The sequence below is a fragment of the Lysinibacillus sp. FSL L8-0312 genome (assembly GCF_038003285.1).
Lineage (GTDB): Bacteria > Bacillota > Bacilli > Bacillales_A > Planococcaceae > Lysinibacillus > Lysinibacillus fusiformis_D.
In genome coordinates, this window is record NZ_JBBOOV010000001.1 from 1,851,698 (window position 1) to 1,876,050 (window position 24,353).

Consider the following 24,353-nt stretch of genomic DNA (forward strand, 5'->3'; position numbering starts at 1 on the left):
ATACCTCCAAATAAATAATCAAGTTTAGATGTTAGACAATTCATTCGTAACTACGATTTTGACAACCATTTTAGTATAACATAGATGAGTATAGTTTCAACTTATTTCATACCTAATGTAGTTCTGTTAGCTTTTCTAACATTTGTAAAAAGTCGATGAGTTCATAGTCCATTTCCTGCACATTACCTAGCATCGCTGAGACAAAATCAATATAACTATAGGCAACATCATCGGCTTCGAATGGATGCCATTCAAACGGATACGTTACAATAGCATGTTTCGCCATTAAATATTGTACCATTTCTAATGTCGTTGGGTCTTGTTCTAGCTTCTTTTCTATTATATTTTTTATCTCGCCATACTGTGGTAGCTGGTTAGGTAATACTAACTGGACAGGATTAACGTTTTTGGTTTGCTTAAATTTGGCTATGGTAACGTCAATGGCTACTTCTTGTTCCACTAATAAAATTAATGCCAAGCTCTGGACAAAAGGATGAATCGTTGAACATTCAATAATCGCTTTTAGTGCCGTTTTTAATTGTCTTACATTTGTATCCATCAGACGATGTAAACGAATGGATTGTTCATTTGGAGTAAGCGCACAAAATTTCTCCAGCTCATATTCCTGTTCCTCTATTAAAAGCTGAGCATTTTCTCTTTTTTCTAGATTTTTAGACACTTCTCTATTTAAACTCTTCAATCGTTCAAATTTCTCCACTTGATCATGAGGCAATACATTTTCTTCAAGAAGCGTCGTAATTAATGTCTCAACCTGATGGTATTCTTTCAACTGCATACATATTGTAATGTACAATTCCATCACTTCCACATAAAGTGTCGTTCCCATCGTAAATAACTGTTCACAAACACCTTTCGCTTTGTCATAGTCTTTTAATTCATATAAAGCAAAGGCATATGCACTGAGTGCAAATTCATCTCCCGCTTCATAGACAAATGCCTTTTCAAAACTGGCTACCGCCTTTTCATATTGATAATTCTCAGCAAACATATGCCCTTCACGTAGTAACGTTTGGACAGTGCCAGGAAAAACAACAATATTGTCATGTTTAAGAACATGACGCTTTCGTTTTGTCATTTTTCTCACCTCTTTATTTCTATTTTTCATTTCGGTTATTTACTAAAAAATCCACAAGTTTCTTATTTTTAACAAAAAATCATTGCTTTACATTCATATTTTGTAATAAATTGTATTATAATTAGAATAATCTAAAATTTATTACAAATTGCGGACGCTCTTTATTAATGTCTGCTACTTCAAGAAAATCAAGTTCTTAATAAGGAGTGGAATCCATGCAATTACTAGATACAATCACAGAATTTGATCATTGTATCTCATCTGCATTTGAGGCATTATCAATTAAAGTCATTTCATTTTCTACAGCGGACGGACCTTTTCAAGATAAGCCGATAGAATTTGAATTTTTAACACGCACCAAAATTGACGTCTATACGCAAGAAGCCTGCACCTATATTTTACGTATTCAAGGGTGTATTCCTGGTTCTATTGCACTTGGTCATCAAAATGAATCACTTGCCATTATTCCTCAAAAAGTAAACATTGAATGTAACTACAAGCTGTTACATGTTGATAAAAAAGATATGCAGCAAATTTTACAACATCCTGAGCCAAATCATCATTACAGTGAATGGCTTATTGATGCGATCAAAAATACCCACATTCTTGTCGAGTTAAAAACAAATCAGCACACCCTTATTGAATGGCCCATCGGCATAAAAGCGGCAATCATCGTCTAACTAGACTAAGACATACTTAAATAGGTATGTCTTTATTTATTGTTCACATTTAAGCTTTACCATTTTGTAGCGTTTCTATCATAACAACTTTCTGTAGTTTCTGGAAATAATATTGTAAAAGTTATATTGGTAATTAGCCACGTATCCTTTCTTCATATAAATGAAGGTTTCAAATTGCTCCATTCGAAATAAAAAAGGCTATAATATATAGTACAAAAATGATGATGGGGGCTTTCTCAAATATGAACATTAAAGAAACATTACAGTCTTTTTCTACAATGACACTTTCTGAACGACAGGCACTTATGCTACAGCATAGTGATTGGTTATTACAAGAAATGTTAGCTCATATCGGCTCAGTTGATGCAGAATTACGCGACCACCTAATTTATCGGACTTTCATTGAATTACTAAGTGACAATTTATTAACTCCCCAACAACTACACTATTTATTTGAAACAGCAATTAGCGAGGATTTCTTATATTTACATATTGGTGAAAAAGCTACAGATAGCGTCTTTACTCGTTCATTTTCTGCTTTACTTGTAGCAGGGCTTCTTGCAAAGGATGCTGAATTATTAGTTTTAAACGATGATGACTTACACATTTTCTTTAAAAAAATCGGACGCTATCTATTATTGGAGCAAGATATAAGAGGTTATGTACAGGATAAAGGATGGGCACATAGCATTGCACACGGTGCTGACTTAGCTGCAACGACCATTAAACATCCAAAATTCGATTTACAATACGCACCATCAATCTTACACGCATTAAAGCTTGTAACTTGGAAGGACAATGTCTATATCAATGATGAAGAGGAGCGCTTAATCAACATAGTTGACGCACTATTACAACAAAATTATTCCGAAGAAGCACTAATAGAGTTTGTAGAGCAGGCTTTTGATAGATTTGAAATGCATTTAATGACACAAGGTTATAATAATTCCTTCTTTAGTGGGCGCACCTGTACCTTAAACTTTATGAAAACATTGTATTTTTCGTTGAAAATGAATAATAAAGCACATCAACTGCAAAACACGATTTATGGGCAAGTTTCTAAATGGCTAAAGCTCGGGGATTGACAGTCAACTTCAAAAATGCTGATTTACTACATTTCCTTCTCCATAACTTAAAAATTTTCTAAAACACCAGCAAACTAGGACAAGTCTTAGTTTGCTTTTTTACTTTTCAGATAGAATAAACAAAGTAAAAAATTGGATATTAAAGAAAAGCAATAATTATATTAACATAATTAATAATCCCCTCCAATTATTCCCTTATTGCAAATTCCTTACATTGAAAATTCATCCTATAGTTTCCACACAACGCTATTGCGTGTACTCCTTTTTTTAAAAAAAGGCAAACAAAAAGTGTTGTAACGACTTATTAGGCGCTGATTTTATTACAAAACAGCGTCCAAAATGTGAAATGCTATTTTTCACAAAAAAATTTATTTACTTAGGTAAACATGAGGAATCCAGTATTTTCAACGTTTCCACAGTGTTTATTAATAAAAACCTATAAATACCAATACTAAAATAACGATTTTCGTTCAAAAAATGTTCAAATTCGGTGTCGTCTTACTATCATTTTCATAACAAAATTATGTTTTTTCTTAAAAACAGGGCGTATAATCCAATGTGCAAACAACGACAAAATGTGACAATCGTAGTCAGGCAAGTACGTCTTTAGAAACGATTGCACATCGCTTTGATTTTGCTAACGCTTGCATCACATCAATCAACACTAGATTTTATGTTTCATATTGAACCATGCCATTGTAAATTCTTATGCTGTTGATTGATACTCCAAGATAAAAGAGGTGACCTCAGTATCTACTATTTGTAAATGTGAGACTGACAAAAAACACATGAATTTTATGAATAGCCGTTCTTATAGAAAGGAGTCAAACATGAAGAAAAAATTAAGTTTAATGTTTGTAGCATTGAGTGCGCTTGCTCTTCTTGCTGGTTGTGAACCATTAACAGTGTTCAACCCAAAAGGACCTAATGCCGAAACATTATCAAACACAATTATCTTATCCATTATTACAATGGCCTTTATATTACTAGTCGTGTATGTGCTTTTAGCCTTTATGCTAACAAAATATCGCGCATCAAAAGCATCTGCAGATTATGAGCCTCCTCATGAAGAGGGTAGCCATCTTCTTGAAATTACATGGACAGTAATTCCAATTATTATCGTAGCTTTCTTAGCTGTTGTTACAGTAAGAACAACTTCTACAGTAGAAGCCCAACCTGCGGGTTATGACGATAAGGAGCCTTTAGTTATTTATGCATCATCATCAAACTGGAAATGGCACTTCAGTTATCCTGAAGAAGGTGTTGAAACAGTTAACTATGTAAACATTCCAGTGGATCGTCCAATAGAGTTTAAGCTTTATTCATTTGGTCCAATTACAAGTTTCTGGATTCCTCAATTAGCAGGTCAAAAATATGCCATGAGTGATATGTTAACAACGATTCACTTGGCTGCAGATGAAGTTGGTTCATTTATGGGACGTAACTCTAACTTTAATGGTCGTGGCTTTGCAGAAATGGAATTTGAAGCACAAACTATGACGCAAGAAGATTTCGATCAATGGGTTGCTGATGTCAAAGCAAAAGAAGCACCATTAACTGAAGAAAAATTTGACGAGCTATTAGAGGCGGAGCATGTTGGTCGCCAAAGCTTCTCATCTACACACTTAGACTTCAGACCAGCTCCAATGGAACATGGTAAACACATGAATATGGATGACATGGATCATGAGGATATGTCTGAAGAGCATTCAGGACATCACTAATTTTTTATTCGAACGAATATTTACATTTATTTTTAATTTTGAAAGGAGCGCATCCAATGAGTATGGAAGAATTATTCCATCCAATGCAAGAACCGATGATTTTAGCGGCAGCTATTAGTATCGTAGTTGGTGCAGTGGTTATCGTAGCAGGCCTTACTTATTTCAAAAAATGGGGCTATTTCTACAAAAACTGGCTATCAACTGTTGACCATAAAAAAATCGGGATTATGTATATCGCAGTAGCCTTATTAATGCTATTCCGCGGTGGTATCGATGCACTGTTAATGCGTGCACAAACAGCCGTTCCAGATAACGGACTTCTTGACGCACAACACTATAATGAAATTTTCACAACACACGGTTTATTAATGATTCTTTTTATGGCGATGCCATTTGTGATCGGCTTAATGAACATTGTCATTCCACTTCAAATCGGTGCACGTGACGTTGCTTTCCCACGTCTAAACGCTGTCAGCTTCTGGCTATTTGCAGCAGGTGCTGGTTTATTAAACTTATCATTCATTATCGGTGGTTCACCAGACGCTGGTTGGACAGCCTACTTCCCTCTTGCAAGTACGGAATTTAGTCCGACTGTAGGGAATAACTATTATTCTTTAGCACTTCAATTATCAGGTATTGGTACTTTAATGACAGGTGTTAACTTTATCACGACGATCATTAAAATGCGTGCCCCTGGTATGACATTAATGAAAATGCCAATGTTTTCTTGGTCTATTTTAATTACAAACATTATTATCGTATTCGCGTTCCCAGTATTAACTGTAGCGCTTGCACTTATGATGTTTGACCGTCAATTCGGCACAAAATTCTTTGCAATGCAAGACGGTGGTATGGATATGCTTTGGGCCAACCTATTCTGGGTTTGGGGACATCCTGAGGTTTATATCGTTATCCTACCTGCTTTCGGTATTTTCTCAGAAATCATTGCAACGTTTGCACGTAAAAACTTATACGGTTACAAATCAATGGTGATGAGTATGGTGGTCATTTCCCTACTATCATTCGTAGTTTGGGCCCACCACTTCTATACAATGGGTCACGGTGTAATGGTTAACAGTGTTTTCTCTATTACAACAATGGCAATCGCAGTTCCTACTGGTGTTAAAATATTTAACTGGCTACTCACAATGAGGCACGGGAAAATTCAATTTACAACACCGATGCTTTATGCACTTGGCTTTATTCCTATCTTCACTATTGGTGGGGTTACAGGGGTTATGCTCGCGATGGCAAGTGCCGACTACCAATATCATAATACGATGTTCTTAGTTGCCCACTTCCACTATGTATTAATTCCAGGTACAGTATTTGGTGTACTTGCAGGTTACCACTACTGGTGGCCAAAAATGTTCGGTTTCCGTTTAAATGAAAAATTAGGGAAAGCTGGCTTTTGGTTCATTGCCATTAGCTTCAACGTAACATTCTTCCCACTATTTATTTTAGGTTTAGATGGTTATGCTCGTCGTATGTACACTTATTCAGAGTCTACTGGTTATGGTCCATTGAACATGTTATCGTTCGTCGGTGCGCTAGGACTTGCAGTCGGCTTTGCATTAATTGTTTATAACATTTACTACAGCTGGAAACATATGCCTCGCAATGAAAAGGCAGATGTTTGGGATGGTCGTACACTTGAGTGGGCTACACATTCTCCAGTACCAGAATATAACTTTGCCGTAGTGCCTACTGTTACTCGCTTAGATGAGTTTTGGTTCGCGAAAAAAGAAGGTCGCGATATTACTGCAGGTCCAATCGAAAAAATTCACATGCCAAATAATACAGGCACACCATTCTGGATGAGTGGATTCTTCTTCCTTGCAGCATTCTTCGCTGTATTCAATCTATGGATTCCAGCCATCATCAGTATGCTTGGTGTATTTGGCTTCATGATCCATCGTTCATTCGAAAAAGATCATGGTCGTTACATTTCAGTTGAGGAAGTAATGGCAACTGAAAAAAGCTTGAGAGGTGATAAATAATATGAAAATCGATTCTTCACTTCCATTAGAATATAGTACAGAGGAAAACCGTCTAAAAATCTTTGGTTTCTGGATTTTCCTCGGCGCCGAAATCGTGTTATTTGCCACACTATTCACAGTGTATTTCACACTTCATACACGTACAGGTAGTGGCCCAAATGGTGCCGAAATTTTCGAATTAACTCCAGTGCTATGGGAAACATTCTTATTATTAACAAGTAGTTTCACAATTGGTCTTGGTGTTCATGCAATGCGTATTGGTCGTAAAAAAGCGATGATGACATTCTTTATCATCACTCTTTTACTAGGTCTTGGCTTCTTAGCTATTGAGATTGATGAATTTGTCACTTATGTACACGAAGGTGCGACAATTCAAACAAGCGCATTCTTATCGTCCTTAATGACTTTACTTGGAACGCACGGTGCCCACGTAACATTTGGTTTCTTCTGGGGCGTAGCTATTTTAATCCAAGTGGCTAAACGTGGTTTAAATCCACAAACAGCGAACAAAGCGTTTATCTTCTCATTGTACTGGCATTTCCTAGACGTTGTTTGGATTTTCATCTTCAGCTTCGTCTACTTGAAAGGACTGATTAGCTGATGAAGGAATTATTCCCAAAACAACATGTGATGGGCTTCGGCTTCTCACTATTACTAACAATTGTAGCTTTAGCTGTTGTTAAATTCGATATGTCTCTTAATATGGCATTTGGAATTTTACTAGTAACTGCCCTTGCACAAGCAACTGTACAATTAGTATTATTCATGCACATCGGTGAATCTGAAGATAAGAAAACGTTGTATACAACGATTTTATATTCAGTATTCGTAGGTGTAGTCACAATCATTGGTACATTATTCGCCATGATCTGGGGTTATAATTAATCCATTACATCAGGGCATTATCGCGATCAGCGGACACTTAAATCTCTGCAGAACAAAGATAATCAAAAAAGCTGTCCCAAGCTATTGTCATTGGACAATTGCTTGGTGACAGCTTTTTCCTTTTTAATTATGGCTTCTGTACCTTTATTAATTTTCACATGTTTATCACGTGCAGTTGTGAAAAGAATGTTATTTTTTTAATAAAAGATTAGTCTTTTTTAAAAAATAACGAAACTTTTCCTTTTTTAGGGCGTATAGTAGTAGATAGTGTTTTTTACCAAGAATAGGAGATGAAAGTAATGAAGAAAATTTTTAAAGTATTAGCAGTTGGGACACTAGCATTGACACTTGCAGCTTGTAACTCGAGTGCTACCCCTACGAAAGACACAACTAAAACAAGCAAACTCACTTTAGAACAAGTGTATGACAAAGCAGTGGACCGCCAGGCTGACATTAAAAGTGCAAGTGCCAATATGGACATGACACAGGTAACAAAGGTTGGATCTGGTAAAGAGGCTATGGAATTTTCTATCGACTCTAAAATGGACATGGACATCATTGTTGACCCACTTGCAATGCATTTGTCAGGTTCAATGTCGATGCCCGATATGATGAGTGAAGGCGAAGAAACAACGGACATGCCAATAGAAATGTACATGAAGAAAGACACTGGTCTTTTCATGAAAGATATGACAACTGATAGCTGGATCAAGCTACCTGATGAGAATTTTGATGAGATTTTAGATCAAACGGCTGCTTCTGCAGATGCGAAAGAACAGCTAGAACATCTAAAAAAATTCATTGGTGATTTTAAATTTGAACAAACAGACGATGAGTATGTCCTTACTTTAGAAGCAAAAGGCGATAAATTTAAAGAGCTAATTGATTCTGAGATCACTAAATCTATCGAGGATATGGGATTAGAAGAAAATCCAATGGATCAATTAACAATTGAAAAAATCAACTATGTATTACACATCGATAAAGAGACTTTCGATACAAAAAAAATGGATATGAATTTTGATTTAAAAATGGCCGTAGAAGGTGACGAATTAATCATGAATACAAAGTCAGTCGTTACTTACACTGATTTCAACCACCTAAAAACAATTGATATTCCTCAAAGCATTATTGATAACGCTCAAACAATCGAATAATAATGAAAAAACCTGCTTGTCTACTAGCACAAGCAGGTCTTTTTTATTCAAAAAATTAACGGACAATTAGCACATCACATAGAGCATAGCGCACTACTTTCTCTGCAACAGATCCTAACATCATTTTCTCCATACGATTTAACCCTGTTGCACCACAGACAATTAAGTCCACATTCGGTAATTGCGTTAAAATACCTTTTGGTGAGCCTGCTTCTACTACAGATTCCACGGTTTTGACTCCTGTCTGCAATGCCTCTTTTTCCAACTGTTCCATTTTTACAACGTTTTCTTTCTTTAGTTCCTCCGCATATTTCAAATCATATGCAGATACCGCTCCAAATGATTTTGTATCAATGACGTTCACTAATTGCAAAATAGCATTGTGTTGCATGGCTAAGTGACTTGCTCGATCCAATGCTTTTAATGATTGTTCCGAGAAATCAATTGCCACTGCGATTTTAAGATAATTAGCCAATGTTAGTCCTCCCCATTCCTTATACCCTTCTATGTCTTCACAAATAGTATATCACAATGGTATCCGATATAGTTTATCGTCCTGTGACTGTGGGCTTCCTCGACCATCTGTATTATTGCTAATAAAATAAAGAAATGCGTCATCCACAAAGACATCACGAATTCTTCCAAATTCCGACAATCGTTCAATATATTTGTTTTCTTTCACAGCAAACGCTAACACTGCACTACCTCTTAAAGCTGCGACATATAATTGATCATCCATCATATCAATGCCAGATGGTGCCCACGTTTTAGAAGTACCTGATGTAAAGAGAGGTGTGATCATACCTTGCTGTTTTTTTGTTCCTTCAATATCGGGCCAGCCATAATTCTTCCCCTTCTCGATTATATTAATTTCATCGTTTGCGGCATTGCCATGCTCACTGGCATACATCGTACCATCTGTTGCCCAGGTCAAGCCCTGTGGATTTCGATGTCCATAGCTGTATACATAGGACTGTGGAAAAGGATTATCGTTCGGTATGGAGCCATCCAAATTGATGCGTAAAATTTTTCCCTCTAGAGCATCTATATTTTGTGCTAAGGAAGGTTGCGTCGCATCACCTACTGTTGCATACAGTTTACCATCAGGCCCTATTTTTAAACGACCACCATGATGATATGTACCACTCTTTATTCGATCTATGATAAGATCCGTTTCTAACCACTTATTATCGTTCAAGGTTAATGTAACAATTCTATTAAACTGCTCGCTTCCTTCAACATACGTATAATAAGCAAAGGCAATCTGTTTGTCTGAAAAATTAGGTGCTAATACAAACCCCAATAAACCAGCTTCTGGCGCTGTTGAAAGCTCCTTATCGAGGATGACCTGTTGCCTGTCAACTGCTCCTCCTTCCTCAATTTTCACAATACTACCAGGCCTTTCTGCTACATAAAAAACAGTACCATTTTTTTGAATCGACCATGGTGTTTGCAATTGATTTGCTAGTATTTCTACTGTTGAATTTATTGAAGGAGCCATGCGCGTTTCCTCTTTTTCTAAACCTCCGTCACTCTTGTCCTTAGGTGGCACACAAGCAACACATAAAACCATTACTAGCAGTAATAGTGGCATGATACATTTCATTGTTGTTCACCCTTTCATTTTTAATGCATTAAGAAAATAGAAAAAGACGCCCCTAGACGTCTCTTAGTGTTGAAAAACAAAACGATCTATAGAAATTTTGTGAAAGGTAAAAATAGATTTCCGTTGCAGGCTACTTGCTTTCCTGTGGGCGAGCGCCGAGCCGCTTCCTCCGCTACCGCTCCGTGCAGGGGCTCGCCTGTCTCGCTATCCCACGGGAGTCAAGTAGCCTTCCATTCCAATCCATAAAGATGTTTCTTTTTAACAAAGGTTTTCAAATAAAGCGAAGGTGTTCCCTACTCTTTATGAAGAGGTGTTGTCACGCATCACTTCTCCACATTGAAAATAAGGAGCTTTCCTTTCTCTCATCAGGCAAATAAGGAGCGATTTTGATCGTGACGGCTCGTATGAAAGAGAAAGAAAAGCCACTTTTGCCAAATGGTTGATTGAAGTGGAGCCAGCGTCACTCCTAGGGGATTTAGCGTCACAGCTGAGACCCTGGAGCGAACGGAAGTGAGTGAAGCGGCTCAGCGGACGCCCCCTGGAAAGGACGCTGGCGGAACGGAAATCAACCCCTCGCTAAAAGTTCTTTTTCTGCTATTGACATGATCTTATTTCAACAACAAGAGACGTCCCCTAGACGTCTCTTTTATTACCTTTTATACCTTCAAAAGTGATTATTTCACCAAATGCTTTTGTTTTCGCTAACACATCAAGATACGCTTCTTTTCGATGGATGAGTCTTTCTTGTTGCAATTTCTGATGGGAATGTTGAAAATCATCTATAGCTATTTTGTCCATAAACTCACCTCTTCTAGTAGTGTACGTTAACACTATTATAATGTTGGAAAATTCTTACGACAATTCTATTTCTATTTTTGATTACAAGTTCCCAATAATAAAAAGGAAAAAAGGCATATAATTTTAGCCATTAGCTATTCAAATTTATCTAGCTAATGCATAAAAAAAGGTAGCACTTTTTCTTCAACAGCTTGTTCGCCTGCTTGAATCCATCTACTTTTATCGTGAATATACCCGTCTTTATCAAGCGGAGTTTGGAATTGACTAACACCAGTTGCATCAAGTAAAGACCCCTCATCATAATCTAGACCTATATTCTCAACATGCTTAATGACAAATGGTTTTTGAAAACGAATTTGGGCATCCTCATTATCAAGTTCCCCTGATGTTACGATAAAGGGAACACGCAAATAAATAGTTTCCCCTGCCTCTTTCCATAGTATCGAATCGAAGCTTCCTTTATAATACTCCCAATTCCCACCAATCGTAAAACCTCGATTGGCAATTTTATCACGTAAATAGCCGAAACCAATCTCTTTTCCAACAATTTTTGAATCAAATTGTAGCAATTTGTATTCTCCTCCTTTCACTCGATAAAAGTCTAACCTAAAAGGTGGCATTACAAACTAGTTATGATGTAATTATGATTGCCAAAAAAGTCTCGAAACTTTTTTAAATCAAAGTTTCGAGACTTTTGTAAGTTATTTATAAAGGCACTGAAATCTTTCGATGCAAAACATATTTAGCAGCTTCTACATACTCTGTGGCAGCCCTTTGACTGACTGCGGCTGTTGGAGCAATACTTTCAAAGCCATGATAGCAACCTGGGTATAAGTGAAATTCGACATCTACTCCAGCCTGACATAGCTTTGTCACATATTGTAAAGTCTCGTCACGGAATGGATCTAATTGACCAACACATGTATACGTAAACGGTAATCCTGATAAATCATCTGCTCTAGCTGCTGCGGCATATGGTGACACATTGTCGCTGCCGTTCTCTCCACTCAAATACATTTCCCAGCCTTTTTGATTGAGCGAGTGGTTCCAGATCATATGTCCCGTAATTTCCAATGAAGATGGTGTGTTATTCCGATCATCTATCATTGGATATAGAGGCATTTGGAAACTAAGCTTTGGATAATTACGATCTCGAGTAAGTAATGCGAGTGCAGCTGTGAGTCCTCCTCCAGCACTTGCTCCAGCAATTCCTAAACGACTGGGATCAATCCCTAATTCGTCCGCATGGTCTGCTACCCATTTTAACGCAGCATAACAATCTTCAAGTGGTGCTGGATAAGGATGTTCAGGAGCAAGTCGATAGTCTACAGATACAACCACACACTTCGCTTCATTAACAAAGCGCTGACAAAGCAAATCATCTCCTTCTGGAGCACCTAAGACATAGCCGCCGCCATGAATCCATAGTAGCCCTGGGGAAATTTCTTTCTGCTCTTTTGACTTATAAATACGAATGCGAAGAGAATCGTTGTCATCAGGCCCTTGAATCACTTTATTTTCAACTGTTATCTGTTCATCTATCGGAGCTGGCACAGCAACAGCTGCCATTCCTTCTCTTGTTGCCTGTACATTATCTAAATCTAATGGGGGGAAAATTGCTAACGTTTCTCTTAGTTCTGAATCAATACGATGTTCCATTAAAATTCTTCCTTTCTTATTTAAAATATTTTTTACGATGTTAAACCGCCATCAATTGGTACGACAGCGCCATTCACATAAGAGGCTTCCTCCGAAATTAAGAAAGCGATTACATTTGCGATTTCAGAAGCATCTGCTAATCTTCTTAGGGGGCCGTTTTCCTCTGGACTGGACGTTAAGCCCTTTGTCATATTAGTCATTACACCACCTGGACAAATAGCATTTACTCGTATACCGCTAGGACCATATTCAATGGCAGCAGTTCTAGTTAACCCAATAACACCGTGCTTACTAGCAGCATAGCCGCCTAAATAGGGTTGTCCTTGTATTCCTGCCGCTGAAGAAGTATTCACGATGACACCTGACTGTTGTTGCTCCATCTCTTTTAATACATATTTTAAGCCTAAAAAAGTTCCTTTTAGATTGACCGAAATGACGTTATCAAATGTCTCTTCCTCTAAATCTGCTAGTAAAGATGGCGGGCTTAACACACCTGCATTATTGATGAACGCATCAATTCTACCAAACGCTTCTTTTGCAGCCTCCACATATTTCTTCACGTCTTGGCTTTTAGAAACATCTGCGTGGACAAAGATAGCCTGTTGTTGATGTTCCTTCACAGCGTGTAGTGTGTCTTGACCACTTTTCTCATCAAAATCTACTAATACTAATGCCTTGTCCTGTGTGGCTAGTAATTTTGCTGTTTCTCTCCCTATACCATTTCCTGCACCTGTAATAATGACTACTTGTTGTCCCATATTGATATATGCTCCTCTCTTGCAAACTATGATATTGGTTTTAATCTCATTAATTTAAAGCCTTCATAATTATTTTGAGCCACCTCATGACAATGCTTTGTATAATAATCAAATCCGCCCAGATAAATTAAAAAACTGCGGGGTTTACCTTCAATATTAGCTCCCGTATACCAGGAATCACCTTTGACGTAAAGTGTTGTGTTAGCAATCTCTCGACAATGCTTGCTCCAAGCTTCCTCGGCTTCTTTATTTGGTTCCACAAGGTCAATGTCATGCTCACGCAAGTAATCGATACATTGTGCAATCCATTCTACATGCTGCTCAATAGCGATTGGCATATTCACGAGGACAGATGGACTTTCTGGACCAGTAATCATAAATAAATTAGGAAAACCTGCTGTTGTTAGTCCGAGATATGTTTGAACAGAAGCACCATCCTCCCATTTTTCCTTTAATGTCTCACCGTTCCTTCCCCTTATATCAATTTTAAATAATGGTCCTGTCATGCCATCATAGCCTGTTGCAAAAATGATACGATCTAAATCGTAATGTTCATCCGTCGTTTGAATACCTGTTTCTGTTATTTTTTTGATAGGTGATTCTTTTACATCCACCAGTACAACATTCTCCCTGTTGTAGGCTTCAAAATAATCACTATCTAAAACCTGTCTTTTCGTGCCATACATATACTTCGGACATAATTTTTCTGCTACCACAGGGTCTTTCACAATTTGTCGTATTTTAGAGCGAATAAATTCCGCTGCTTTTTCATTGGATTGTTCATTTGTTAACAGATCATCATAAGTGGCTGCGAAGGCAAAACCACCTTGTGCCCAAGCTTTCTCAAAAACCGCCATCCTTTTATCATCACTATGCTCCATTGCAGATTGCTGATTTTGTGCAAAAGGTGTACCTGATATAGAATTTCTCATCGACTGCTTTAAAGCTTCGAAATTTTGCTTGGTTTCTTTGATAAAGTTCTCATCATATGGATGATTACGAGCCGGAATCGTATATTGTGGTGTCCGTTGAAATACAGTAAGCTGCTCTGCTTCTTTCGCAATTACAGGTATGGCTTGAATACCACTGGAGCCTGTCCCGATAATTCCTACTCGTTTCCCTGTAAAATCAACCTTTTCATGTGGCCAATGCCCCGTGTGATACCAATTTCCGCTAAACTGTTGCAGTCCATGAATGTTAGGAACATTGGCAGCAGACAGACAGCCTATTCCTGTAATAAAATACTTAGCTAAGATGTGCTGTCCGTCGTTTAGATAAACAATCCATTTATGACGTTCCTCATCAAAATGTGCTGCAGTGACCCTTGTATTAAATTGGATATCCGTTCGCAATTGAAAGCGATCTGCCACGTAATTTAAATAACGTAATATTTCCGCTTGTTCTGGAAATCTAGATGTCCAAGTCCATTCTTCATACAACTCTTTTGAAAATGTATAGTTATAATAGATGCTTTCTATATCACATCTAGCGCCCGGATAACGATTCCAATACCAAACACCGCCTACACCATCTCCAGCCTCGCATACAATGGTAGAAAAACCTTTACTCCTCAGCTGATGTAACATATACAAGCCTGCAAAGCCAGCGCCTAAAACAACTGCATCCACCTCTTTAATTGTTTGGCTACTCATCCACTACACCCCTCACTCCAATAAATTATTAAATACAAATACAAGAAAATACTGGATTTCCTTAGCTTAAATACTACAACTTACAGAAAATATTGAAAATTCCTTATTTTAAGCGTAGTATATACTTAAAAAAGGGGATAGGTCATGTCCAATCTTTATACCATTCAAAAACGTTTCGACACGGTACAAAGTTATGCCAATCATGAAGAGCTGTTGATACATATTTTGCAGGTATATTTAGATTCTTTTCCTATCAAAGATGCCTACTTATTAAGGTATTCTCCAATAGGCTTTGTAGCTGAAGGAATCATTTTTTTGAATGAATCTGGAGGTAGTCATATCGGTGAAATTCGAGAGGAGATTCGTAGCTTCCCTATTATTTATGCTGCTATTGAGGATAAGAAGGCTAAATTTTGTACAGGAATGGATTATTTAAAAAATATAAGTATTAAATATTCTATTCCCTCACAAAATAATTCATTTTTAATCATTCCCATCTTCATTGGCCAATATGTTTTCGGCTATATTTGTAGTACACAATTGGAAGAGGAAATCGCTATAAATGAAAAGCTATTGGATGACATGACAGCTTTTGGAAATGTTATTGGTCAGCTTATCATGCAAACTAGAAATAGCAAAAAGGAAGGCCTTCTTAGCAAACGTGAGCTGGAGGTGATGAGACAGGTAGCACAAGGGGGAAGTACGAAGGAAATTGCAGATTTTATGGATTTAAGTGAATTAACTATTACCCAATATGTCAAATCTGCTATCAAAAAATTACATGCCAGAAATCGTTCTCATGCCATTAGCATTCTTTATCAAGAGGGAATTATTCTATAAAAATTCAGGGGGAGCATGCAACTCCCCTCGATTACTACACAAGTATGCTCTGCATCCATTGCATAATGCAACAATTTTCTTAGACTCAAATGTCTTCGCTTTAACAACTTTATTACCCCCAGTAGGCCCTCATTAAATCTATTGACCATGCTGGCTGTTGAACATCCTTTTTAGGTAAAAACTCTTTCATCACAGGCTTTATATCTAGTATAGGTGTGCCATCAATGGCATCTAGCCCTTGGACGATTAATGCTCTTGGTTTGACCTCTAATAACTCAACGATTGTACTTCCTAATTTATTGGGTCTATTCTTACCCCTTTGCGCGAAAATGCCGACCTCGGGATAATTTTGATTATTTCTAGGATGTCTCGCCTCATATTGGATATGATCGTCTGTAACTTTATCAAAATAAAAAATAATTTCTAGATGAGAAAAATCTCCTATTCCTTTTAAGGATGCCTCCTGGATATGATCAGCAAGTTCAATAGTTGAAATAATCTCTCCCCAATAATCATCTTTGATCATTTGCCGATTGTTATAAACTGTAGCGATTGATTGAACGATATATTGCATGTCTTTTATCTCCCATCTTTTCGAATGTTTAATAATACGGACTTTAATTCCAGTATATACAAAATAGACAAAAAAAGATGATTAACCTCGTTAATCACCTGAGACTGTAGACAAAAGCCCATCGAGAAGTTCACTCTCGATGGTTTTTGTCATTTTTCTTCCTATTTTATTTTTAACATTTGGTAATATACTACCAAATTCAACATACTCTTCGAGCTTAGTTGCTCTCTTAAGCTACTTGCCACGTCCAAGTAGCCAGTTTCTTCAAATTCATGGCAGCAAAAGTAAGCATCGCCTGCATGGACAATTTTTTTAGACCTCTTAAGGTTGTCCATCGCATACCATGCTTTTCTTTTGCATCGGCAAAGACACGCTCAATCGTTTCTTTGCGCTTTGCATAAATTTGTTTGATGTCATAGGAATGGCGTAAATGTTCAGCTTCCTCCACATACGACTCCCAAATATGGCGTTGAATGAGTTTTTGATGATGCTTACTTTCTGTACATTGGGAAAGGCTTGGACACTTCGCACAAATCAAAGGATTCGATTTATATTGGCGATATCCTTCCTTCGTCGTTGTCGCATACTTCAATATCTGCCCTTGTGGGCAAAGATAACAATTATAGTGCTCGTCATATGTGTACTCGTGCTTTCGGAAGAATCCATCTTTCGTTTTAGGACGTGTATACGGAAGAACAGGCAACATTTGATTCTCTAACAAAAAGTTCGTAATCGCTGGTGTTTTATAGGCTGCATCTGCCGCAACAGCGATTGGTTTTTGAACGTTTTGAATGACCCTTTCAACAAGTGGCTGTAATACATGGCTATCGTGCACATTTCCCGGAGTCACAATGGCACCTAAGACAAAGCCTTTTTCGTCTGTGGCTGCATGGAAAGAATACGCAAACTGTTTCGTACGTTCATCCTTCACGTAATAGCCACTTTCAGGATCTGTCGTGCTTTCCTTTATTTCTTTCCATTCTTCCTTTTCAAATTTCTCCGGGGGAAAGGGCTTTTTTCCGTGTTCTTCACGATCCATATTTAACTCTAATTGAAGTTTTTCTTCATAAGCCCGTGTTTCTTTTCGCACGACCTTTTTATCATACTTCCGTTTATTCGCACTCGCTTTCACATGCGTAGAATCGATAAATAAATGGTCTGCATGGAGGAGTCCTTGATGCATAATCTCTTTTAAAATACGATAGAATATCTGTTCAAATATATCAGTGTCTTGAAAGCGACGGGCATAATTTTTACCGAAGGTAGAGAAATGCGGGACTTCTGTATGGAAGCCAAATCCTAAAAACCAGCGATACGCCATATTCGTTTCAATTTCTTTGATGGTTTGACGCATGGAGCGAATGCCAAAAACATATTGAATAAACGTCATTTTGAAGAGAACGACAGGATCAATACTTGGACGCCCATTAGGTGAATAGAGATGTTCTACTAAAGGATAGATAAATGAAAAATCAATAGCAGCCTCTAGTTTTCGCACTAAATGATCGTTGGGAACTAATTGATCAATCGTTAACATTTCTAATTGTTCACGTTCATTGGTTTGATTCTTCGTCATCATGGTTGATCACCTCAAAAGTTTACTTTTCAACACCCTATGTAGATAGAGTATTTTATATAGAAGTTGATTGGAACGAAGGGCGGCGACTCCTGCGGGAAAAGCGGGAAAGTCGAGATCCTGGACTGAGCGAAGCGAGGGAAGCAGCTCGACCCCGCCCGCGGAAAGCGTCCGCCCGTAGTGGAAATCAACGGCTTTACTTTATTTTATTGTAAAAGAAAAAAGACTGTAGGCAAACTCAAAATTCAGCGAGTTTGTCTACAGTCTGAGATGATTAACCTCGTTAATCACCTGACGTCCCATAATCTTTAATGGTTACATTCACTTCACATGTGATTGGAACCTCACTAAATGTTTGATCCCAATCTTTTTTTATTTTTTGCCATACCTTTGGATAATCTATTCTTATTTTATTGCCAAATCCAGCAACATCCGTTTGAAATTCATGTTGCGTTTTTTCCAAAACCTTCTTCACTAATCGTTCAATCTCATTTTCAAATACTTTCTCCGCTTTTTTCAAAAATCGATTGTCAAATGCCTTATCTGATAGGACCCAATGTTCAGAGATTCTACCCTCTGTTTGGATTTTTATGGTAAAAGAGATTTGATCGTCCTTTATGAGAGGAATAATTTTACTTTTATCTGAAATAATTTCATAGATAATGGGTGCTCCTGACTCCTCATCAAAGCCTTTGACTAAACCACCTTTCCCTTCGCCTGTTATCCATGCAATTCCTTCCAAGTCACTTTCATTTAAAAAGCCACGCAACTTTTTCGTTTTGCCTTCAATGACAGCAGCTCCTGCAAACCTTACTTCCCCATCTTCCGCTAACACATTTTGCAATAAAAAGCTTGAGTCTGAATAGAGCTTTCCTTCTAACTTGGCAACGGTCATCGGTGGTAAAATCTTAGTCGTCCTTTCATGCCCCTCCATCATTTCCACTAATTGAAAAGCTGGAATTTTCGTTGGTTCATTCGTTTCAAGTGCCTGACTTGCACGATTTTGAGCAATAAGGAGCAGGCCACTCGGTCGTATTTCTAATTCTCTTAGAAAAAAATCTAGTGTTTGTTGAAGATTGACGGTACTGGCTAAATCTTCCCCAATAATAATCACTTTGGAATGTTCAGCAAAGGAGCGTTTATCAACTTTTAGAAGCATATTTCGTAATGTTGGCAACACCGCATCGCCCGTTTCAGTGACATTTTTATATGCTTTTTCAGGTAAGGTACCCTCTTTCGTTCCAGAAACTGTTGTCTCTGATGTAATGAATTGATTGGTAATTGTTAGCAGATCCCTATTTGCATATCTAGCATCTTGTTGCTCCTCAGAAGATACATCACCTGTTTCTAAATCCAATGATGTGCCTACAATAATACCTAAATCCTCAATCTCTTTACTACTCCAGCAACCAGTAAGAAGAAAGGATACAGTCATTAATAGAAGGTATCGGATATATTGATGTTTTCGCTTCATGCTTTATTTCCTCTCCATTTCGATATAAGGAGTAAAATTATAGGTACGGCACCAAATAAAATTAGTGCAGCATGGCCAATCTTATCGCCAAATGTAAAAAGATCATTAATATTTTTTGGCGTCATCGCAATGATATAAATAATCGGTAATAATCCGTATAAGAAAGGATTCATACTTTTCTTAAAAAGTTGAGCTAATCCTAAAGCAGCTGCATAATAGGTAATCGAGAAGGTAGCAAATATTTGCATAATCCAGATGACCAGTAAAAACGACTCAAAGCGTTCAAAAATTAATCCAGGAATTTCAAAACTTCGCATCAATTCAATCGTGGGCCATGTCCTTGTCATAACCCCTTCAATGGATAAAGCTCCAATAACCATAACAACTGTAATAACATAAAAAAGTAAAGGAATCGTTATGCCCACTAGTACAACCTTTACAGCTTTTGATTTATCTGATGGATACATAAATGCTACTATAAGCAGCATAATTTCAGGACCTAAAAATGCCAGTGTCGCTGTTTTGATCCCCTTTAACATGGGTACAACACCCAAACCTAATACTGGTCTAAGATTATCGATTTCAAAGATTCCTAAGCTTAAAAAGGCCACGAGCAAAAAAATCACAAAGGTTATAGGGAAAATGATTTCAAACAAACGAGCAATTGTATTGATGCCACCACTAATCAAATAAATCCCTACCCACAAAAAGGGCAAAATGATAGCCCATGTAGGTGTTCCTTCTAATAAGAAGAGAGAGGTTACTTCAGCCATTATGCGAACCTCAAAAGCAGAAATGGTAAAAAAGTAGACAATTACACATATACTTATGAATGAGCCCAACCATTTCCCTATAATATCTTGATTGTATTGATAAAATGTTTTGTCAGGATATTGTTGGCTTAGCTTGACAATAATTACGCCCGCAATCATGGCAACAACTCCACCTAAAAAAACACTAATCCATACATCCGGCGTTTTTACTTTTTCTACAGATGCACGAGGTAAGGTAAGAATTCCAGTGGCAAGAATATAGTTAATAATAATAACAACTGCTTGTGATGTCGTTATTTTATCTTTTAAAGTGCTGTTCATGGCTGTTTTTCTCCTTTCCTCTTATTTCCCTTTGCGGATAGAATCTTTTGGCTTTAATAATCTCGGACGATGTTTCATCACCCTGAACGGCATACGAACCATAAAGTCTTTCCAGTCACCTGCTCTATACGGAACAGTAGGACTAAGATATGGTACGCCGAAGCTCTTTAGTTTCACTAAATGACTGCAAAGGAATAAGAAAAATAGGATGATGCCATATAGTCCAAATAAAGCAGCAGAAAACATTGAGACAAATCGCAGCATTCGTAGCGTGATGCCAGCATTATATTGAGGAATAGCAAAGGAAGAAATCGCCGTTAGTGCAACAACAATAACCATAATTGGACTAACAATTCCTGCCTGTACTGCTGCTTCTCCAATGACAAGCCCCCCAACAATTCCCATTGTCGGACCAATCGGCTTAGGCAAGCGAAGGCCCGCTTCTCGTAGTATTTCAATGGCAACCTCCATAATGAGAGCTTCGATTAATGCTGGGAAGGGTACCCCTTGCCTTGTCCCCATCATGGACAACGCTAGTTTAGTGGGAATTAACCCCTGATGAAACGACACAAAAGCAATATACAAGGATGGTCCAAATAAAGTGATACCTGCAGCAAAATAACGAAGCAAACGGATAAGAGAGCTAGGCAACCAACGTTCATAATAATCTTCTGGTGATTGCAATAACATATTAAATGTGACAGGTACAATTAAAGCAAAGGGAGTGCCGTCTAATAGAATTGCAACTCGTCCTTCCAGTAAAGCTGCAACAACACGATCAGGACGCTCGGTACTCTGTACTTGCGTAAACGGACTAAGATAATTGTCCTCAATCAATTGCTCAATATAACCTGATTCAGCTACATCATCCAAATTGATTGTTTCAATCCGTTTCCTCACCTCTTTGACGAGATCAGGTTCCACAATTTCATCTATATAGGCTAAGACTAACTGTTTTTTTATTCGCTCCCCCACTTCCATTTCAATAATAGATAAATGTTGGTTTTCACCATGTTGCCTCAATAAAGAAGTATTGACACTTAATTTTTCCGTGAAGCCCACCCTTGGTCCACGTACCAATGCTTCAGAAACAGGCTCCTCAAGATTTCGAGTCTTTCCATGTGCGGTACCAATGATAAATACACTCGGTATACCGTCAACAATTAATACAGTAGAGCCAGTTAATACCTTTCCCACGGAATTCATGACATTCGATTCATCTATAAGATCACTCACTGGTAGGATTTCATTTGCAATCAATTGTTGTAATTCATAACCTCTTATCAACGTGGAACTTTCTGAAAGTCCATTCATTAATGATTTTAAAATATGCTTGTCAATCAGCTCTTTATCGCATAACCCTTTAAGAAAAACGATAGCTGCACGATTACCAGTATTTCCAATGTGAAATTCTCTGAAATGAATATCCCAATTATGACCAAGTTCTTTCCTCATTAGTAAGAGATCTTCACTGTAATTACCTGTAAATTGCTCTAACGTTTTTTGAATAGGTTTATGCACCGTCTCACTTTGATCACTATATTCTTTTATATCAATTTTGCCGTTGCCCTTTTTGACAATAAAAAAACCATTAAACAATTTGAAAATCAAATATGGAATGAAAAATGCTAAAAAGCCCTGAAAAAAAACTTGCCAATGCGGCACATAGGAAATCACCTTTTCCCACATATTGATCACCCTCTTTAGTACAATCGTACAGAGTATCCCTACATGTTTTTAGCATTATCTAAGCAACGGCATTTTAAACTTCTAATCCCCAACATTCTTCACAAAACAAGACATCTGATCTTTGATAGTCATAAAAAAACCAGCCTCAAATAATTTGAGAACTGGTATTAATAAATTGTTGTAGTATTGGATAAGTTGACTTGTCTTTCCTAAGTATTCTTCAATATCGATTCTACTTACTTTCTAAATCCAATTTTCTTTAACGACATTGATTTCATGCGTTATGAGCAGGACTCCCCATTCCCCTCTCATGCCTTATTTCCACCTTTAATGTTTAGGATAAATGAAATCTATTAAATAGGATATGGTATACTAGCTACTATGAAAAATTAGAAGGTGAAATTTATGCTAGAAGTCAGTGAAAGTAAATTAGCACAATATAGTCTACATTTTGTGAGCGAAACACTTATTTTAGGAGAAGAAGCCTTGTCTCAACCCGAAGTCATGCTAGAAGCAGCCTTTACACAGCTTGCATTTAGTAAAATAGATATGGAGCAGCAATACGAATTTTTCCATGAAACCAATATTGAGCTTAATGAAGTTTTTACGTATTCTAAGACTATTTTTGAACAGAACAGTAACTTTCTAGAACAGTCACAAAATATGGCTAGGCACTTACATAGTGTCTCACAACATCCAAACATCAAAAGCGGTGAACTGTTTATTGGTTTGTTCGAAAATTGTTTACTATTGAATGAAGCTAAAAAAGTTATTGCCATTGTCAAAATTGATGAAAAAGAAATATTTTTAGATGTAAAAAATGACCACAATCAAATGATTATCAACGGCGTTGATGGTATTAACGTCAAGAAAATAAATAATATGGCTATCATTGTTGATATGGGACCAGATCAAGCACCTGCTGTGTTTATGAAAACGAAACGTAAAGAAGATATTGTTTATTGGCAAGAACGATTTTTAAAAATTAAAGCAGCAGATGAACATTATCATAAAACGGATTTAGCATTAGCTGAATGTAAAAAATACATCTTAAAGGAAGAAAATTATACAAACACGGAGAAGCTGGGACTTCTGAATAAAACACTAGATTATTTTAGAAATGAAGAGGAGTTTCAAGTAAACCATTATATCGACACCGTATTTGAGCAAGCAGATGCTAGCCAAAAAGATATCATCATCAACTCAGTCAAACCCTATGAAACAGTCATTTCGGACAGTGCTTTAGAAAAGGCTGAGAAGAAGTATAAACGTAAAATCAAACTGGATGCCAACATTGAAATACAAGTAAATATTCAACATATCGATCAAATAGATGAGCTGATTGAAGTTGGCTATGATGAGGCAACGAATCGTAAATTCTATAAAATCTATTTCCAGGATGAACAGTAGAAAAGGCATTCACTTTTTATGAAAGCTGATTTAACATAAACAGATAAAAAATAATCATTCCCATTTCAGACTACCCGCTTTCCTGTGGATTGGCGTTAAGCTACTTCCTTCGCTATCTCTACGTGCAGGGTCTCAAAAAGGCTCGCTTACCCACTGGAATCGGTAGACTTTCACTATAGTCAGTAGTAGTGGAACATTTTAAACATTAGAATTCAATTGATGTTCATCAGAAAGTGCTCCTAAAGCTAACAATTAGGAGCACAAAGCTAAAACCATCATACTCTGCACTAATGCCTTCGTTACTCGTGCAATTCCAAGGACGTACTAGGTCGTAACGGAAAACGCTCCTCCCCTTGCAGAATAGTAACGTTCAGTTCTCTTTCTCCCTATAGAAAACACTTTCGTCATGTCCTTGTACATATACTCCTTCCTTCAATCTAAATAAGACCCAATCTTTTGTGTAAGTTGTACTGTAAATAATGGCTATTTTTCAAAGCAATCGGGTACTAAAAAAGAGAGGGCATGTCTTGAACTCCGCTCTTTTGATTTCTTTAAAAATTTTTAAAAAAGATAAAACCTTTTCAATTGGTAAAACG

22 protein-coding genes are annotated in these 24,353 nt (G+C 37.3%); 9 read left to right on the forward strand and 13 right to left on the reverse strand.

The window, feature by feature from the left end; all coding sequences use genetic code 11:
- Positions 1–112 precede the first annotated feature (112 nt).
- The gene (locus tag MHI22_RS09390; RefSeq protein ID WP_058844879.1) at positions 113–1,096 is read right to left on the reverse strand and encodes a DUF3196 family protein; all 984 of its coding nucleotides are present in this window, start codon (positions 1,094–1,096) and stop codon (positions 113–115) included.
- Between the two features lie 215 nt (positions 1,097–1,311).
- Between MHI22_RS09390 and MHI22_RS09395 the strand changes: the two genes are divergently transcribed.
- From MHI22_RS09395 to MHI22_RS09425, 7 genes are all read left to right on the forward strand, one after another.
- On the forward strand, positions 1,312–1,776 hold the full coding sequence (locus MHI22_RS09395) for a hypothetical protein (RefSeq protein WP_036123947.1): 465 nt from the start codon (positions 1,312–1,314) through the stop codon (positions 1,774–1,776).
- A 242-nt stretch (positions 1,777–2,018) separates the two neighbouring features.
- Positions 2,019–2,861 carry a DUF2785 domain-containing protein gene (locus tag MHI22_RS09400; protein WP_058844878.1) on the forward strand — a complete coding sequence of 281 codons (843 nt, stop codon included), beginning with the start codon at positions 2,019–2,021 and terminating at the stop codon, positions 2,859–2,861.
- An 830-nt stretch (positions 2,862–3,691) separates the two neighbouring features.
- The gene (gene qoxA / locus MHI22_RS09405) at positions 3,692–4,585 is read left to right on the forward strand and encodes a cytochrome aa3 quinol oxidase subunit II (protein ID WP_036123941.1); all 894 of its coding nucleotides are present in this window, start codon (positions 3,692–3,694) and stop codon (positions 4,583–4,585) included.
- 56 nt (positions 4,586–4,641) lie between these two features.
- Entirely contained in the window at positions 4,642–6,585 is a 1,944-nt protein-coding gene (gene qoxB, locus MHI22_RS09410; RefSeq protein WP_205444708.1) for a cytochrome aa3 quinol oxidase subunit I, read from the forward strand.
- Position 6,586: 1 nt separating this feature from the next.
- On the forward strand, positions 6,587–7,186 hold the full coding sequence (qoxC, locus tag MHI22_RS09415; RefSeq protein ID WP_004226587.1) for a cytochrome aa3 quinol oxidase subunit III: 600 nt from the start codon (positions 6,587–6,589) through the stop codon (positions 7,184–7,186).
- The gene (gene qoxD / locus MHI22_RS09420; protein ID WP_004226585.1) at positions 7,186–7,470 is read left to right on the forward strand and encodes a cytochrome aa3 quinol oxidase subunit IV; all 285 of its coding nucleotides are present in this window, start codon (positions 7,186–7,188) and stop codon (positions 7,468–7,470) included. The genes qoxC and qoxD overlap by 1 nt, the downstream gene beginning before the upstream one ends.
- A 299-nt stretch (positions 7,471–7,769) precedes the next feature.
- Positions 7,770–8,627: a DUF6612 family protein gene (locus MHI22_RS09425; RefSeq protein WP_058844877.1), complete on the forward strand. Its 858-nt coding sequence runs from the start codon at positions 7,770–7,772 to the stop codon at positions 8,625–8,627.
- A 55-nt stretch (positions 8,628–8,682) separates the two neighbouring features.
- Here the strand turns inward: MHI22_RS09425 and MHI22_RS09430 are convergent, their stop codons facing one another.
- The 7 genes from MHI22_RS09430 to MHI22_RS09460 all read right to left on the reverse strand — a co-directional run bounded on the left by MHI22_RS09430 (position 8,683) and on the right by MHI22_RS09460 (position 15,100).
- On the reverse strand, positions 8,683–9,102 hold the full coding sequence (locus MHI22_RS09430) for a universal stress protein (RefSeq protein ID WP_036123932.1): 420 nt from the start codon (positions 9,100–9,102) through the stop codon (positions 8,683–8,685).
- A gap of 51 nt (positions 9,103–9,153) precedes the next feature.
- A complete protein-coding gene (locus tag MHI22_RS09435) occupies positions 9,154–10,233 on the reverse strand; it encodes a PQQ-dependent sugar dehydrogenase (protein ID WP_340811806.1) in 1,080 nt (359 codons plus the stop codon).
- A 633-nt stretch (positions 10,234–10,866) separates the two neighbouring features.
- Positions 10,867–11,031, reverse strand: coding sequence for a hypothetical protein (locus MHI22_RS09440; protein ID WP_186436205.1), 165 nt, complete (start codon positions 11,029–11,031; stop codon positions 10,867–10,869).
- A 152-nt stretch (positions 11,032–11,183) separates the two neighbouring features.
- Entirely contained in the window at positions 11,184–11,600 is a 417-nt protein-coding gene (locus MHI22_RS09445) for a YugN family protein (RefSeq protein WP_036128457.1), read from the reverse strand.
- Positions 11,601–11,736: 136 nt separating this feature from the next.
- Positions 11,737–12,690, reverse strand: coding sequence for an alpha/beta hydrolase (locus MHI22_RS09450; protein ID WP_058844355.1), 954 nt, complete (start codon positions 12,688–12,690; stop codon positions 11,737–11,739).
- A 32-nt stretch (positions 12,691–12,722) separates the two neighbouring features.
- A complete protein-coding gene (locus MHI22_RS09455; protein ID WP_196243750.1) occupies positions 12,723–13,448 on the reverse strand; it encodes an SDR family NAD(P)-dependent oxidoreductase in 726 nt (241 codons plus the stop codon).
- 26 nt (positions 13,449–13,474) lie between these two features.
- The gene (locus MHI22_RS09460) at positions 13,475–15,100 is read right to left on the reverse strand and encodes a flavin-containing monooxygenase (protein ID WP_340811811.1); all 1,626 of its coding nucleotides are present in this window, start codon (positions 15,098–15,100) and stop codon (positions 13,475–13,477) included.
- Positions 15,101–15,244: 144 nt separating this feature from the next.
- On the opposite strand from MHI22_RS09460, the gene MHI22_RS09465 reads away from it, so the two are divergent.
- The gene (locus MHI22_RS09465) at positions 15,245–15,940 is read left to right on the forward strand and encodes a response regulator transcription factor (RefSeq protein WP_036124263.1); all 696 of its coding nucleotides are present in this window, start codon (positions 15,245–15,247) and stop codon (positions 15,938–15,940) included.
- A gap of 112 nt (positions 15,941–16,052) precedes the next feature.
- Here the strand turns inward: MHI22_RS09465 and MHI22_RS09470 are convergent, their stop codons facing one another.
- From MHI22_RS09470 to MHI22_RS09490, 5 genes are all read right to left on the reverse strand, one after another.
- On the reverse strand, positions 16,053–16,514 hold the full coding sequence (locus MHI22_RS09470; protein ID WP_058844358.1) for an SAM-dependent methyltransferase: 462 nt from the start codon (positions 16,512–16,514) through the stop codon (positions 16,053–16,055).
- Positions 16,515–16,743: 229 nt separating this feature from the next.
- A complete protein-coding gene (locus MHI22_RS09475) occupies positions 16,744–18,093 on the reverse strand; it encodes an IS1182-like element ISBsp5 family transposase (RefSeq protein ID WP_340811474.1) in 1,350 nt (449 codons plus the stop codon).
- 280 nt (positions 18,094–18,373) lie between these two features.
- A complete protein-coding gene (locus MHI22_RS09480) occupies positions 18,374–19,564 on the reverse strand; it encodes a Ger(x)C family spore germination protein (RefSeq protein ID WP_340811813.1) in 1,191 nt (396 codons plus the stop codon).
- Positions 19,561–20,658: a spore germination protein gene (locus tag MHI22_RS09485; RefSeq protein WP_036124259.1), complete on the reverse strand. Its 1,098-nt coding sequence runs from the start codon at positions 20,656–20,658 to the stop codon at positions 19,561–19,563. Before MHI22_RS09485 ends, MHI22_RS09480 begins: the two co-directional genes overlap by 4 nt.
- Positions 20,659–20,679: 21 nt before the next feature.
- Positions 20,680–22,347, reverse strand: coding sequence for a spore germination protein (locus MHI22_RS09490; protein WP_036124257.1), 1,668 nt, complete (start codon positions 22,345–22,347; stop codon positions 20,680–20,682).
- Positions 22,348–22,752: 405 nt separating this feature from the next.
- Here MHI22_RS09490 and MHI22_RS09495 point away from each other — a divergent pair, with 405 nt between their 5' ends.
- Positions 22,753–23,757 (forward strand): hypothetical protein, encoded by a 1,005-nt coding sequence (locus MHI22_RS09495; protein ID WP_340811815.1) that lies wholly within the window; start codon positions 22,753–22,755, stop codon positions 23,755–23,757.
- Positions 23,758–24,353 lie beyond the last annotated feature (596 nt).

What these genes read in the sequence shown, in the direction of transcription:
- MHI22_RS09470 (WP_058844358.1), bottom strand. Translation starts at nt 16,514, where the DNA reads ATGCAATATATCGTTCAATCAATCGCTACAGTTTATAACAATCGGCAA.
- qoxD (WP_004226585.1), top strand. Translation starts at nt 7,186, where the DNA reads ATGAAGGAATTATTCCCAAAACAACATGTGATGGGCTTCGGCTTCTCA.
- MHI22_RS09450 (WP_058844355.1), bottom strand. Translation starts at nt 12,690, where the DNA reads ATGGAACATCGTATTGATTCAGAACTAAGAGAAACGTTAGCAATTTTC.
- MHI22_RS09440 (WP_186436205.1), bottom strand. Translation starts at nt 11,031, where the DNA reads ATGGACAAAATAGCTATAGATGATTTTCAACATTCCCATCAGAAATTG.
- qoxA (WP_036123941.1), top strand. Translation starts at nt 3,692, where the DNA reads ATGAAGAAAAAATTAAGTTTAATGTTTGTAGCATTGAGTGCGCTTGCT.
- MHI22_RS09465 (WP_036124263.1), top strand. Translation starts at nt 15,245, where the DNA reads ATGTCCAATCTTTATACCATTCAAAAACGTTTCGACACGGTACAAAGT.
- MHI22_RS09460 (WP_340811811.1), bottom strand. Translation starts at nt 15,100, where the DNA reads ATGAGTAGCCAAACAATTAAAGAGGTGGATGCAGTTGTTTTAGGCGCT.
- MHI22_RS09490 (WP_036124257.1), bottom strand. Translation starts at nt 22,347, where the DNA reads ATGTGGGAAAAGGTGATTTCCTATGTGCCGCATTGGCAAGTTTTTTTT.
- qoxC (WP_004226587.1), top strand. Translation starts at nt 6,587, where the DNA reads ATGAAAATCGATTCTTCACTTCCATTAGAATATAGTACAGAGGAAAAC.
- MHI22_RS09395 (WP_036123947.1), top strand. Translation starts at nt 1,312, where the DNA reads ATGCAATTACTAGATACAATCACAGAATTTGATCATTGTATCTCATCT.
- MHI22_RS09390 (WP_058844879.1), bottom strand. Translation starts at nt 1,096, where the DNA reads ATGACAAAACGAAAGCGTCATGTTCTTAAACATGACAATATTGTTGTT.
- MHI22_RS09425 (WP_058844877.1), top strand. Translation starts at nt 7,770, where the DNA reads ATGAAGAAAATTTTTAAAGTATTAGCAGTTGGGACACTAGCATTGACA.
- MHI22_RS09485 (WP_036124259.1), bottom strand. Translation starts at nt 20,658, where the DNA reads ATGAACAGCACTTTAAAAGATAAAATAACGACATCACAAGCAGTTGTT.
- MHI22_RS09495 (WP_340811815.1), top strand. Translation starts at nt 22,753, where the DNA reads ATGCTAGAAGTCAGTGAAAGTAAATTAGCACAATATAGTCTACATTTT.
- MHI22_RS09475 (WP_340811474.1), bottom strand. Translation starts at nt 18,093, where the DNA reads ATGATGACGAAGAATCAAACCAATGAACGTGAACAATTAGAAATGTTA.
- MHI22_RS09480 (WP_340811813.1), bottom strand. Translation starts at nt 19,564, where the DNA reads ATGAAGCGAAAACATCAATATATCCGATACCTTCTATTAATGACTGTA.
- MHI22_RS09455 (WP_196243750.1), bottom strand. Translation starts at nt 13,448, where the DNA reads ATGGGACAACAAGTAGTCATTATTACAGGTGCAGGAAATGGTATAGGG.
- qoxB (WP_205444708.1), top strand. Translation starts at nt 4,642, where the DNA reads ATGAGTATGGAAGAATTATTCCATCCAATGCAAGAACCGATGATTTTA.
- MHI22_RS09400 (WP_058844878.1), top strand. Translation starts at nt 2,019, where the DNA reads ATGAACATTAAAGAAACATTACAGTCTTTTTCTACAATGACACTTTCT.
- MHI22_RS09435 (WP_340811806.1), bottom strand. Translation starts at nt 10,233, where the DNA reads ATGAAATGTATCATGCCACTATTACTGCTAGTAATGGTTTTATGTGTT.